Source organism: Pseudomonas sp. TWRC1-2, from assembly GCF_049896685.1.
GTDB lineage: Bacteria > Pseudomonadota > Gammaproteobacteria > Pseudomonadales > Pseudomonadaceae > Aquipseudomonas.
On record NZ_JAFCUU010000004.1, the window covers coordinates 144,593 to 156,572 of the forward strand.

Sequence of the window (11,980 nt, forward strand, 5' to 3'; positions counted from 1 at the left end):
CGAAGATTCAGCCCTTGAACACTTCATCCAGCAAGTTATGCATCGACTGGAACGCCCGCGCAGCGGTCTTCGCGTCATACATCATCTTGCCCGGCACATTGGCGTGCGGGTCGGTGAAGGAATGCACGGCGCCGCCGTAGCTCAGCAGTTGCCAATCCACACCGGCCGCGTTCATTTCATCTTCAAACGCCGGCAGTTGCTCTTTCGGCACCAAGGGATCGGACGCACCGTGCAGCACCAACACCGCGCCTTTGATGTTCTTCGCATCCGCAGGGTTCGGCGTGTCGAGGGTGCCGTGGAACGACACGGCGGCCTTCAACGGGGCGCCGGTACGCGCCAGCTCAAGGGAGCAGCAACCGCCGAAGCAGAAACCAAAGGTCGCAAGCCTGGAGGTATCCACCGCCGCCTCGCTCTGGCCTTGCAGTTGCTCGAAGGCCGCCTGCATGCGCTTGTTCAGCAGCGGGCGATCATTTTTCAACGGCATCATGGCCGCGCCAGCTTCATCGCCATTGGAGGGCCGCACGGTTTGGCCGTACAGGTCGGCGATCAGCACCACGTAGCCCTTGGCAGCCACGCTTTTGGCGATCTCTTCAGCACCGGCACTCACACCCATCCAGTTCGGCGCCATCAGCAGACCCGGCAGCGGGCCCTTATGGCTGGCATCGAACGCCAGGCGGCTTTCATAAGACTGGCCATCAATCTGATAGACCACGGAACGCACAGTGACTTGGCTCATCATTTACTCCAGTTGAGATGCGTAGAACGAAAAAACCCGCCGAAGCGGGTTTTTCTACAACGGTGTTAAACCGACAGTTCAACCAACAGCTTGTTCAGTCGGCGCACGTAGGCGGCCGGGTCTTTCAGGCTGTCACCAGCGGCGAGCGCCGCCTGGTCGAAGAGGATGTGCGACAGGTCGCCAAAACGCTCTTCGCTTTGCTCGCCATCGAGTTTCTCGATCAGCGGGTGAGCCGGGTTGAATTCGAAGATCGGCTTGGAATCCGGAACCTTCTGACCGCTGGCTTCAAGGATCTGACGCATCTGCATGCCCAGGTCCTGCTCGCCGATGGCCAGAATCGCCGGAGAGTCGGTCAGACGGTGGGAAACCCGCACTTCGCTGACGGCATCGCCCAAGGCGGACTTGATTCGTTCAACCAGGCCTTCTTTGGCCTTGGCGACTTCTTCGGCTTCTTTTTTCTCTTCTTCGGAGTCCAGGTTACCCAGGTCCAGGTCACCACGGGCCACGTCGACGAAGGTTTTGCCGTCGAACTCGCTGAGGTAGCTCATCAGCCACTCATCGATACGGTCGGTCAACAGCAGCACTTCGATGCCTTTCTTGCGGAAGACTTCCAGGTGCGGGCTGTTTTTGACCTGCGCGTAGGTTTCACCGGTCAGGTAGTAGATCTTGTCCTGACCTTCCTTGGCGCGCGCCAGGTACTCGGCCAGCGACACAACCTGCTCACCGTCATCACCCAGGGTGGACGCGAAGCGCAGCAGGCCGGCGATTTTTTCCTTGTTGGCAAAATCTTCCGCCGGGCCTTCTTTCATGACCTGGCCGAAGTTTTTCCAGAAGCTCTTGTATTGCTCAGGCTCGTTCTTCGCCAGTTTCTCCAGCATGTCGAGCACGCGCTTGGTCAGCGCCGACTTCATGGAGTCGATGATCGGGTCTTTCTGCAGGATTTCGCGCGACACGTTCAACGACAGGTCGTTGGAGTCGACCACACCTTTGATGAAGCGCAGGTACAACGGCAGGAAGGATTCCGCCTGGTCCATCACGAACACGCGCTGCACGTACAGCTTCAGGCCTTTTGGCGCTTCACGCTGGTACAGGTCGAACGGAGCACGGGCCGGCACGTAAAGCAGCGAGCTGTATTCCAGCTTGCCTTCGACCTTGTTGTGGCTCCAGCTCAGCGGGTTTTCGTAGTCGTGAGCGATGTGCTTGTAGAACTCCTGGTATTCCTCGTCCTTTACCTCAGTGCGAGGACGGGTCCACAGGGCGCTGGCACGGTTGACCACTTCCCATTCCTGGGCAGGTTTCTCTTCGCCCTCGACAGCCGCCTGTTCTTTAGGCAGTTCGATCGGCAAAGCAATATGGTCGGAGTACTTCTTGATGATGTTGCGCAGACGGTAACCGTCGGCGAATTCATCTTCACCGGATTTGAGGTGCAGCACGATGCGCGTGCCACGGTCAGCCTTGTCGATGGTGGCGATTTCGAACTCGCCCTCACCTTTGGAGGACCAGTGCACGCCTTCGCTGGCGTCGAGGCCGGCGCGACGGCTGAACACTTCAACCTTGTCGGCGACGATGAAGGCCGAGTAGAAGCCCACACCGAACTGACCGATCAGGTGCGAATCTTTTTTCTGGTCGCCCGACAGGTTTTTCATGAAATCGGCGGTGCCGGATTTGGCGATGGTGCCCAAATGGGTGATCGCGTCTTCGCGGCTCATGCCGATGCCGTTGTCTTCGAGGGTGACGGTCTTGGCGTCTTTGTCGAAGCTCACGCGGATTTTCAGTTCGGCGCCACCTTCCAGCAACTCAGGCTTGGACAGGGCTTCGAAACGTAATTTGTCGACAGCGTCTGAGGCGTTCGAGATCAATTCGCGAAGGAAGATTTCCTTGTTGGAATACAGCGAATGGATCATGAGGTGCAGCAGCTGCTTCACCTCGGTCTGGAAGCCCAGGGTTTCCTTTTGAGTTTCCACACTCATGGTCATCAAACTCCAATTGGATGGCAGTGGCCGCGCCCTTGAGGGTTGGCGGCGGGTTGTCATCAAAGTTGGGGGCTAAGACCAGGATTTCAAGGGCGCGCCGATTCCTCAATCTTGAAATGTGCGCGGGCGGTGGCAATCGGTTCGGCCGGGGTACTTTGCCAGGCGGTGATCGCCACATTGGCAACTCGGCGGCCCTGGCGCCATACCTGGCATTTGGCGTAAGTGTCGCGAAACTGGCCGGCGCGCAGGTAATCGAGGGAAAAGTCGATGATTTTCGGAATGCCGGGCGAACCGGTAAACACCAGCAGGTGCAGCGCCGCCGACAGTTCCATAAACCCGGCAATCACGCCACCGTGCAGCGCCGGCAATATCGGGTTACCAATGTTGTCCTTGTTGGCCGGCATACGAAACAGCAATTCATCTCCCAGACGCGTGCACTCAATGCCGATCAGCTTGGCGTAGGGAATCAGGTCGAGCAGCGCCTCATAGTTACCGCGCTCATGGGCCTGTTCGAGGCGGGTTTTGAATCGGTGTGTCATGCCCGCTCTCCCTTTATGGCGCTGCCCAGCCCTTGGGTGCCCTTGAGGCGCTTGCCCATGCGCATGAATGTGCCCACCACATGGGCGATCGGCTGTTGCGGGTCATCCTGATAAGCGAAACCACGGGTGAAGATCACGTCAGTGGTCACCCGGTAACAGTGCGCAAAGCCATAAACAGGTTTGTGCGGTTCGGCGGGGTGCATGTAGTCAACGCGCAGGTCCAGGGTTGGGCACACCTCGAACTCGGGCAATACACACAGGGTTGCCATGCCGCAGGCCGTGTCCATCAAGGAGGTCAATGCGCCGCCGTGAATCACGCCGGTCTGGGGATCCCCAACGATATGCGGGCCGTAAGGCAGGCACAGCGTCATGCCTTCGTCGCTGGCAGCATGGACGGTGATGCCCAGCACCTGGCAATGGCGCAGCGCCGAAACAAAGCGCGTGGCACGGGCTAACAGGGGATTTTCGGTCATGTGGTCTAGACTCTTATTAGTGTTGATCCGCGGAGTATGTCGTGCGGTTGAAAGTTCCTTGATCACCGGTGTTTATATATCTGGGGAATAAAAGGAACTAATGCTGACCCCCCAGGCTCGAAAGGCCAGTAGATATCTTCAATAAGGAGAAACACCCCATGCGCAAGACTTTAGCTATTTCCATGATGCTCGCCGCTGCCCTCGGCCTCGCTGCCTGCGATAAAAAATCCGAAGACAAAGCCCAAGATGCACAGTCGCATTCTGAGCAAGCTCAGAAGGACATGGCGAAAGCACAGGATAAAGTGAACGACGCTGCAAAAGAAAACGCCGATGCTGCCAAAGCTCAGGCTGATGCAAACGCTGAAAAAGCGAAAGAAGATGGTACCGCTACTCCAGTAGCACCTGCCAAGCCTTAATAGCCTGGCAATTGCTGCGAAAGAAAGCCCGCTTACATAGCGGGCTTTTCTTTGTCTGCTGTTTAGCCGTGGGTTAAAAGTTGGACTAACCGGACGCCCTAGTTAAGACACTGCGTCTTTAGCCACTTCGGATGCCGGCGTATCAGTCGGGGTATAGACCATCACCTGCAGTACGTCGGAATGAAACTCCCGACGGTACAACACCACCACGACCCCGCCGCTCATCAACATGAACAACCAGGGGCTGACAAACCAGGCGAGCATGGTCATGCCAAAATAATAAGCGCGCAGGCCAAAGTTGAATTGGTTGGCGGCCATCGAGATCACCCTGGCTGCTCGCAGCGCAAACGCTTTGCGCTCCTGCTCCGACACATGCCGCTCACCGATCATCGGCGCCGACCCCACCAGCACCGCGGCAAAGTTGTATTGGCGCATGCACCAACTGAAGGTGAAAAACGCGTAGACGAACACCAGCGCCAGGCACAGCAGCTTGATTTCCGACATGCCCTGGGACGCCTGCTGCACCATGGGGATGTCCGCCAGCAACGACACCGCCCGCTCGGACGCACCGAGCACGGTAAGAATGCCGGCGAGGATGATCAACGTGCTGGAGGCGAAGAACGAAGCGTTGCGCTCCAGGTTGCCGATCACGCTGGCGTCGGCGATGCGGTTGTCGCGCAGCAACATGCGGCGCATCCAGTCTTCGCGATACAAATGCAGCACGCTGGCCAGGCAGGCGGTGTCGCGGGCTTTCCAAGTGGCGTATCGGGTGTAACCCCCCCAGCACAGGACGAACCAGAGGGCGGCAAGCAGGTGGACCTGATTGGTTTCGATGAACGACATGCGGGGCCTTATGCACAATGGATGGAGACGAACGCGGTTCAAAATGTGGAAGCTGGCTTGCCTGCGATAGCGCTGGATCGGGCGATACAGCAATCGCAGGCAACCAGCTCCCACACCGACCGCGTTTCAACTTTAGAGGGTAGTCGTCTCACAGGCATAAAAAATGCCCCGTATCGATTGATACGGGGCATTTCGATGCCGCGTGAAACCGCTCGTTACGCGATGGCTTCGCTACGCTTGCCGAGCATGCGATCAACCACAAATGCAACGACCAGCGTCATCACCGACGGCACCAGCCATGCCAGGCCTTGCTCGCTCAGCGGCAGGTGCGCCAGCTGGGCAGGTAACCAATCGGCCAGGCCCGCGCCCTTGAGCGCATCGATGCAACCAAAGATGAACGACACAAGCATCACCGGGCCAACGATACGGCCCTGCTCCAGCCAGAAGTCTTTGCAGAAGCTCAGGGCCACCAGCACGATGCACGGCGGGTAGATCGCGGTAAGCACCGGAATCGAGAAGGCGATCAGCTTGGTCAGGCCCAGGTTGGACACAAACAGCGAGAACAGCGCCAGGATCACGACCAGCGTCTTGTAGGACAGTGGCAGGATTTTGCTGAAGTACTCGGCGCACGCGCAGGTCAGGCCCACAGCGGTGACCAGGCATGCCAGGGAGATCAACACGGCGAGGAAGCCGCTGCCCAGGGAGCCGAACGTGTGTTGCACGTAAGCGTGCAGCACGGCCGCACCGTTGCTCGCACCGGCCGCCACGGCATGGCTGCCCGAACCCAGGCGGAACAGGCTGACGTACACCAGCGCCAGGCCCACGCCGGCAATCAACCCGGCAATGATTGCGTAGCGGGTGATCAGCTGTGGCGATTCGACGCCACGGGAACGGATGGCATTGACGATGACGATCCCGAACACCAGCGCGCCCAGGGTATCCATGGTCAGGTAACCATTGATGAACCCTTGGGAGAACGGTGCGGCCACGTATTCCGGTGTCGCCACGCCCACATCACCGGCCGGCAAGGCAAATGCAGCGATGCCGAGAATGGCCAGGGCGATGATTTTCAGTGGCGCCAGGAAGCGACCGACAGTGTCCAGCAGGCGGCCCGGGTACAGGGACACGAAGAACACCACGAGGAAATACACCGAGCTGTAGAGGAACAGCGCCAGCGGGCTTTCGCCGGTCAGCGGCGCCAAGCCCACTTCAAACGAAACGGTCGCGGTACGCGGGGTGGCGAACAGCGGCCCTACCGCCAGGTACGCCGCCGCCGCGAGCAGGCCGCCGGCGATCTTGCCGATCGGGCTGCTCAACGCGTCCATACCGCCGCCAACCTTGGCCAGGGCGATGACGGTGACCACCGGCAGACCGACCGCGGTGATCAGGAAGCCCAGCGCTGCCATCCAGACGTGAGGCCCGGACTGCAAACCAACGATAGGCGGGAAGATGATGTTGCCGGCGCCCACGAACAGGGCAAAAGTCATAAAGCCTAACGCCAGGATATCCTGGCTTTTCAACACTTTCATTTCAGGAAATACCACACTACTGAATCGGAATTTAGAGAGGGATTCCCTGTGGATGAGGGAACTGCTGCCGGTCCTTATGGGGACCGACCGATCTGGCGCGCGGCTTCCTTTTGGGATGCGGACGCATAAAGAGGCGGCTAGAGTACAGAATTGGGCTGACAAACGCACTGTTGCGGGGCGAACTGTCCGATAAGCGACATCCAAATGTCGCGTTTTCATACTTAACGTTGTTAATACAGAACAATGTGGGAGCGGGCTTGCTCGCGAATGCGGTCTGTCAGTACCAAATTTACCGACTGATCCTGCGCATTCGCGAGCAAGCCCGCTCCCACATTTTGATCTTCAACAATCTCCAGAACGCACAAAGGCCACCCGAAGGTGGCCTTTGTGTGGGTGAAGCGTCAGCTAAGCGCGAGGCTTACTTGACAGCCCAACCCGTCAGCTCAGCCAAGGCTTTGCCGATGTCTGCCAGCGAACGCACGGTTTTAACGCCTGCGTCTTGCAGTGCAGCGAATTTCTCGTCTGCAGTGCCTTTGCCGCCAGAGATGATTGCGCCAGCATGGCCCATGCGCTTGCCCGCAGGGGCAGTCACACCAGCGATGTAGGAAACAACCGGCTTGGTCACGTGTGCCTTGATGTAGGCAGCCGCTTCTTCTTCAGCCGAACCGCCGATCTCACCGATCATCACGATCGCTTCGGTCTTCGGGTCTTCCTGGAACAGCTTCAGGATGTCGATGAAGTTCGAGCCTGGGATCGGGTCACCGCCGATGCCGACGCAAGTCGACTGACCGAAACCGGCGTCAGTGGTTTGCTTCACAGCTTCGTAGGTCAGGGTGCCGGAACGCGAAACGATACCGACTTTGCCTGGCAAGTGAATGTGACCTGGCATGATGCCGATCTTGCATTCGCCTGGGGTGATCACGCCTGGGCAGTTAGGGCCGATCAGGACTACGCCCAGCTCGTCGCACTTAACTTTAGCGTCCAGCATGTCCAGGGTAGGAATGCCTTCGGTGATGCACACGATCAGCTTGATGCCGCCGAATGCTGCTTCCAGGATGGAATCCTTGCAGAAAGGTGCTGGAACGTAGATCACGCTGGCGGTGGCGCCAGTGGCAGCTACAGCGTCTTTCACGGTGTTGAACACTGGCAGACCCAGGTGCTCGGTGCCGCCTTTGCCCGGAGTTACGCCGCCAACCATCTTGGTGCCGTACTCGATGGCTTGCTGGGTGTGGAAACTACCTTGCGAACCGGTAATACCCTGGCAGATAACTTTGGTGTCTTTATTGATCAGGACGCTCATTATTTGCCCTCCGCAGCTTTGACAACTTGTTGAGCAGCGTCGGTCAGGCTGGTAGCCGCGATGATGTTCAAACCGCTTTCTGCCAGTACTTTAGCGCCCAGTTCAGCGTTGTTACCTTCAAGGCGTACAACAACCGGGATTTTAACGCCGACTTCTTTCACTGCACCGATGATGCCTTCGGCAATCATGTCGCAACGAACGATGCCGCCGAAGATGTTGACCAATACTGCAGCGACGTTGGAGTCGGACAGGATGATCTTGAACGCTTCGGTTACGCGCTCTTTGGTAGCACCGCCGCCCACGTCGAGGAAGTTGGCTGGTTTGCCGCCATGCAGGTTGACGATGTCCATGGTACCCATGGCCAGGCCAGCACCGTTGACCATGCAACCGATGTTACCTTCCAGCGCTACGTAGTTCAGTTCGAACTTGGCAGCGTGCGCTTCGCGCGGATCGTCTTGCGACGGATCGTGGAAAGTCTTCAGCTTAGGCTGACGGTACATGGCGTTGGCGTCGATGTTGATCTTGGCGTCGAGGCAGTGCAGATCGCCGTCAGCCTTGATCACCAGCGGGTTCACTTCCAGCAGGGCCAGATCGTGATCCTGGAACAGTTTGGCCAGACCTACGAAGATCTTGGCGAACTGGGCAACTTGCTTGCCTTCCAGGCCCAGCTGGAAAGCCAGCTCGCGACCCTGGAATGGCTGAGCGCCAACCAGTGGATCGATAGTGGCTTTCAGAATTTTTTCTGGGGTTTCGTGAGCGATCTTCTCGATGTCCACGCCACCTTCGGTGGAAGCCATGAACACGATGCGACGGCTCGAACGGTCAACGACAGCGCCCAGGTACAGCTCTTTAGCGATATCAGTGCACGATTCAACCAGGATCTTGGTGACTGGTTGGCCATTGGCATCAGTCTGGTAAGTCACCAGACGCTTGCCCAGCCACTGCTGTGCGAAGGCCTTGGCGTCTTCTTTGCTGCGAACCAGCTTAACGCCGCCCGCTTTACCGCGACCACCAGCGTGGACCTGGGCTTTGACAACCCACTCGGTACCACCGATTTTGTCGCAAGCTTCCGCTGCTGCTTCCGGGGTGTCTACTGCGTAACCCTTGGATACTGGCAGGCCGTATTCAGCGAACAGCTGCTTACCCTGATACTCGTGAAGATTCATGCTTTTTACCGTCTTCGTTAGGTACTGCGCATTCGGCGCTGCGCTCATTATGAGTGCCGCGCCACCTGTGACTGCTGCTTGCACAACTTGCAGGGCTTAACGCCCGTAAAGCTGCGCAAGACTGCGTCCAGCGGATATTCCGCGGTGAGTCTTGCGCGCAAGGCTCACGACGGGCAACCGCCGTGGTTTCTTATTATCTCGCTTAGCGTTTCTTCTTGTTGGCGATGTGGATGGCGCCGCCATTCACAGCCAACGCGGCTTCATGCAACGCTTCAGACAGGGTCGGATGGGAGAAGACCATCATGCCCAGGTCCTCGGCGCTGGTGCCGAATTCCATACCGATCGCGCCTTGCTGAACCAGTTCTGCAGCGCTTGGGCCAATCACGTGGACGCCCAATACGCGGTCAGTCTTGGCATCAGCGATGACTTTGACAAAACCACCGGTGTCGTTGGCTGCCATGGCACGGCCAGAAGCGGCAAACGGGAAGGTGCCGACGTTAACTTCAACGCCTTCAGCTTTCAACTGCTGTTCGTTCTTGCCGACCCATGCAATTTCCGGGTGGGTGTAGATAACGGACGGGATCAGGTCGTAGTTCATCTGGGTTTTGTGACCCTTGATGCGCTCGACAACCATGATGCCTTCTTCGGACGCCTTGTGCGCCAGCATCATGCCGCGCACCACGTCGCCGATGGCGTACACGCCAGGCACAGTGGTAGCGCAGTGATCGTCAACGTGGATGAAACCACGCTCGTCGATGTTCACGCCGCTGTCGGAAGCCAACAGGTCGGTGGTCACTGGACGGCGACCCACGGCTACGATCAGCTTGTCGAAGGTGATGGTCTGCTCGCCTTCTTTATCGGTGTAGGTCACCACGACTTCTTCGCCGTTGACCTTGGAACCGGTAACACGGGCGCCCAGCTTGATGTCCAGACCTTGTTTGGTCAGGGTTTTCAGCGCTTCTTTGGACACCGCGGTGTCGGCAGCCAGCAGGAACGTGTCCAGGGCTTCCAGAACGGTCACTTCCGAACCCAGGCGGGACCATACCGAACCCAGCTCCAGACCGATGACGCCAGCGCCGATCACGCCCAGACGCTTAGGCACGGTTTGGAATTCCAGGGCGCCGGTCGAATCAACGATCACGTTCTGGTCAACGGGAGCCGGTGGAATGTCGATTGGACGCGAGCCTGGAGCCAGGATCACGTTCTCGGCTTCGATGACTTCTACCGAACCGTCCGGCTTGGTGATTTCAACTTTCTTGCCGGCCAGCAGTTTGCCGTGACCTTGCAGGGAAGTAACGCCGTTGGCCTTGAACAGGGTGGCAACGCCGGAAGTCAGGCCTTTAACGATGTTGGCTTTACGGCCGACCATTGCTGGCACGTCCATGGTCACGCCAGCATGGTTGATGCCGTGGATCGCGAAACCGCTTTGGGCTTCGTGGAATTTCCAGGAGCTGTCCAGCAGCGCCTTGGAAGGAATGCAACCTACGTTCAGGCAAGTACCACCCAGCGCCAGTTTGCCTTCCTTGTCGGTGTATTTTTCGATGCAAGCAGTCGAGAGGCCCAGTTGTGCGGCCTTGATAGCGGCAACGTAGCCGCCAGGACCTGCACCAATCACAACAACGTCAAATTTCTGCGACATGAAAATAGTTCCTCTATTCAGCGACAAGCTTCAAGCGACAAGCCGCAAGCCAAGCTGCTTTTTCCTACAGCTTGTAGCTCGCAACTTGCCGCTGCGTCTTTAGATGTCCAGCAGCAGACGAGCCGGGTCTTCCAGCAGGTTCTTGATGGTCACCAGGAAAGTCACGGCTTCTTTACCATCGATCAGGCGGTGATCGTAAGACAGTGCCAGGTACATCATTGGGCGGATCACGACTTGGCCGTTGATGGCCATCGGACGCTGGATGATGTTGTGCATGCCCAGGATCGCAGCTTGTGGCGGGTTGACGATCGGGGTCGACATCATCGAACCGAAGGTACCACCGTTGGTGATGGTGAAGGTACCACCGGTCATCTCGTCGATGGTCAGCTTGCCGTCACGGGCTTTCTTGCCGAAGCCGGCGATGCCGCCTTCGATTTCAGCCAGGCTCATCAGTTCGGCGTTACGCAGAACCGGTACCACCAGGCCACGGTCGCTGGACACGGCAACGCCGATGTCTGCATAGCCGTGGTAAACGATGTCGCTGCCGTCGATGGAAGCGTTGACTGCCGGGAAGCGTTTCAGCGCTTCGGTGGCCGCTTTCACGAAGAACGACATGAAGCCCAGGCGCACGCCATTGTGGGACTTCTCGAACAGGTCCTTGTACTTCGAACGCAGGGCCATGACTTCGGTCATGTCGACTTCGTTGAAGGTAGTCAGCATCGCCATGTTCGACTGTGCTTCGACCAGGCGCTTGGCCACGGTGGCACGTACGCGAGTCATCGGTACACGCTTCTCGGTGCGGTCGCCAGCGGCGAACACAGGCGCAGCGGCAGCCGGAGCAGCGGCCTTGGCAGGCGCGGCAGCTGGAGCGTTTTTCTTGGCTTCAACTGCAGCTACCACGTCTTCCTTGGTGACACGGCCGTCTTTGCCGGTGCCTTTGATGGACGCCAGGTTGATGCCGTTTTCTTCGGCCAGCTGACGCGCAGCCGGTGCAGCGATTGGATCTTCGCCAGCAGCAGCCGGTGCAGCTGGCGCCGAAGCAGCCGGTGCAGCAGCGGCGGCCGGGGCAGCGGCTGGAGCAGGAGCAGCAGCGCCGCCCTCTTCGATCGAGCCCAGGATCTGGTTCGACAGAACGGTAGCGCCTTCTTCGGCAACGATTGCGCCCAGTACGCCGTCAGCCTCAGCCAACACTTCCAGAACGACTTTGTCGGTCTCGATGTCAACGATCAGGTCGTCACGCTTGACGGCGTCGCCTGGTTTCTTGTGCCAGGTGGCAACGGTGCCATCGGCAACCGATTCCGGGAATGACGGGGCTTTGATTTCGATAGCCATTATCTGTGGGTCCTTAAAATTCGGTTTCAGTCAG

11 protein-coding genes are annotated in these 11,980 nt (G+C 58.3%); 1 reads left to right on the forward strand and 10 read right to left on the reverse strand.

All coding sequences use genetic code 11. The annotated features are described in order from the left end of the window. Positions 1 to 7: 7 nt before the first annotated feature. From ACP7B3_RS13190 to ACP7B3_RS13205, 4 genes are all read right to left on the reverse strand, one after another. Positions 8 to 736, reverse strand: a complete 729-nt coding sequence (locus ACP7B3_RS13190) for a dienelactone hydrolase family protein (RefSeq protein ID WP_145164974.1) — start codon at positions 734 to 736, stop codon at positions 8 to 10. Positions 737 to 801: 65 nt separating this feature from the next. After that, on the reverse strand, positions 802 to 2,706 hold the full coding sequence (gene htpG, locus ACP7B3_RS13195) for a molecular chaperone HtpG (RefSeq protein ID WP_369300470.1): 1,905 nt from the start codon (positions 2,704 to 2,706) through the stop codon (positions 802 to 804). An 89-nt stretch (positions 2,707 to 2,795) separates the two neighbouring features. Then, a complete protein-coding gene (locus ACP7B3_RS13200) occupies positions 2,796 to 3,248 on the reverse strand; it encodes a PaaI family thioesterase (protein ID WP_106576734.1) in 453 nt (150 codons plus the stop codon). After that, positions 3,245 to 3,721 carry a PaaI family thioesterase gene (locus tag ACP7B3_RS13205; protein WP_426179090.1) on the reverse strand — a complete coding sequence of 159 codons (477 nt, stop codon included), beginning with the start codon at positions 3,719 to 3,721 and terminating at the stop codon, positions 3,245 to 3,247. The genes ACP7B3_RS13200 and ACP7B3_RS13205 overlap by 4 nt, the downstream gene beginning before the upstream one ends. Positions 3,722 to 3,879: 158 nt before the next feature. Here ACP7B3_RS13205 and ACP7B3_RS13210 point away from each other — a divergent pair, with 158 nt between their 5' ends. After that, complete coding sequence (locus ACP7B3_RS13210) at positions 3,880 to 4,137, forward strand: hypothetical protein (protein ID WP_106576736.1); 258 nt, start codon at positions 3,880 to 3,882, stop codon at positions 4,135 to 4,137. 102 nt (positions 4,138 to 4,239) lie between these two features. Here the strand turns inward: ACP7B3_RS13210 and ACP7B3_RS13215 are convergent, their stop codons facing one another. The 6 genes from ACP7B3_RS13215 to odhB form a co-directional block, all read right to left on the reverse strand. Further along, positions 4,240 to 4,980, reverse strand: a complete 741-nt coding sequence (locus ACP7B3_RS13215; protein ID WP_145164982.1) for a DUF599 domain-containing protein — start codon at positions 4,978 to 4,980, stop codon at positions 4,240 to 4,242. 215 nt (positions 4,981 to 5,195) lie between these two features. Beyond that, positions 5,196 to 6,509, reverse strand: a complete 1,314-nt coding sequence (gene brnQ, locus ACP7B3_RS13220) for a branched-chain amino acid transport system II carrier protein (RefSeq protein WP_106576738.1) — start codon at positions 6,507 to 6,509, stop codon at positions 5,196 to 5,198. A 418-nt stretch (positions 6,510 to 6,927) separates the two neighbouring features. Further along, on the reverse strand, positions 6,928 to 7,809 hold the full coding sequence (gene sucD / locus ACP7B3_RS13225; protein ID WP_003172813.1) for a succinate--CoA ligase subunit alpha: 882 nt from the start codon (positions 7,807 to 7,809) through the stop codon (positions 6,928 to 6,930). Then, the gene (gene sucC / locus ACP7B3_RS13230) at positions 7,809 to 8,975 is read right to left on the reverse strand and encodes an ADP-forming succinate--CoA ligase subunit beta (protein WP_003233235.1); all 1,167 of its coding nucleotides are present in this window, start codon (positions 8,973 to 8,975) and stop codon (positions 7,809 to 7,811) included. Before sucC ends, sucD begins: the two co-directional genes overlap by 1 nt. A gap of 202 nt (positions 8,976 to 9,177) precedes the next feature. After that, entirely contained in the window at positions 9,178 to 10,614 is a 1,437-nt protein-coding gene (lpdA, locus tag ACP7B3_RS13235) for a dihydrolipoyl dehydrogenase (protein ID WP_106576739.1), read from the reverse strand. Between the two features lie 99 nt (positions 10,615 to 10,713). Next, positions 10,714 to 11,946, reverse strand: coding sequence for a 2-oxoglutarate dehydrogenase complex dihydrolipoyllysine-residue succinyltransferase (gene odhB, locus ACP7B3_RS13240; RefSeq protein ID WP_106576740.1), 1,233 nt, complete (start codon positions 11,944 to 11,946; stop codon positions 10,714 to 10,716). Positions 11,947 to 11,980 lie beyond the last annotated feature (34 nt).

Coding starts and splice junctions, on each gene's coding strand:
- sucD (WP_003172813.1), bottom strand. CDS start 7,809: ATGAGCGTCCTGATCAATAAAGACACCAAAGTTATCTGCCAGGGTATT.
- ACP7B3_RS13200 (WP_106576734.1), bottom strand. CDS start 3,248: ATGACACACCGATTCAAAACCCGCCTCGAACAGGCCCATGAGCGCGGT.
- htpG (WP_369300470.1), bottom strand. CDS start 2,706: ATGAGTGTGGAAACTCAAAAGGAAACCCTGGGCTTCCAGACCGAGGTG.
- odhB (WP_106576740.1), bottom strand. CDS start 11,946: ATGGCTATCGAAATCAAAGCCCCGTCATTCCCGGAATCGGTTGCCGAT.
- lpdA (WP_106576739.1), bottom strand. CDS start 10,614: ATGTCGCAGAAATTTGACGTTGTTGTGATTGGTGCAGGTCCTGGCGGC.
- ACP7B3_RS13215 (WP_145164982.1), bottom strand. CDS start 4,980: ATGTCGTTCATCGAAACCAATCAGGTCCACCTGCTTGCCGCCCTCTGG.
- ACP7B3_RS13210 (WP_106576736.1), top strand. CDS start 3,880: ATGCGCAAGACTTTAGCTATTTCCATGATGCTCGCCGCTGCCCTCGGC.
- ACP7B3_RS13205 (WP_426179090.1), bottom strand. CDS start 3,721: ATGACCGAAAATCCCCTGTTAGCCCGTGCCACGCGCTTTGTTTCGGCG.
- ACP7B3_RS13190 (WP_145164974.1), bottom strand. CDS start 736: ATGAGCCAAGTCACTGTGCGTTCCGTGGTCTATCAGATTGATGGCCAG.
- sucC (WP_003233235.1), bottom strand. CDS start 8,975: ATGAATCTTCACGAGTATCAGGGTAAGCAGCTGTTCGCTGAATACGGC.
- brnQ (WP_106576738.1), bottom strand. CDS start 6,509: ATGAAAGTGTTGAAAAGCCAGGATATCCTGGCGTTAGGCTTTATGACT.